This window comes from Halomonas borealis, from assembly GCF_004798905.1.
GTDB lineage: Bacteria > Pseudomonadota > Gammaproteobacteria > Pseudomonadales > Halomonadaceae > Halomonas > Halomonas borealis.
The window spans coordinates 1-254 of record NZ_SDMO01000093.1; the positions used below are offsets into that span (position 1 = coordinate 1).

The following is a 254-nucleotide window of genomic DNA, read 5'->3' on the forward strand; positions in this document are numbered from 1 at the left end:
GTCATTTGTCGCAGGACTCGCTTCTTGATAAAGGAAGGTTGCCAAGCCACGCTTGGTCACCTCTTTCGTATCGAACTGTCGTAAAGTTCCGGCTGCTGCATTACGCGGGTTGGCAAAGGAAGGTTTACCTTCAAGTTCGCGTTCCTTATTGAGTTTGACGAAATTTTTGCGTGGCAAATAAGCTTCTCCTCGCACCACAATGTCAATAGGTTCTTTTAATACCAGTGGGACGTCTTTGATGCGTTTAACATTTT

The 254-nt window shown here is 45.3% G+C and carries 1 pseudogene; it reads right to left on the reverse strand.

Annotation, left to right across the window (positions count from 1 at the left end):
* A pseudogene (locus tag ETC07_RS16280) lies at window positions 1-254 on the reverse strand (NAD-dependent DNA ligase LigA); the annotation flags it as partial.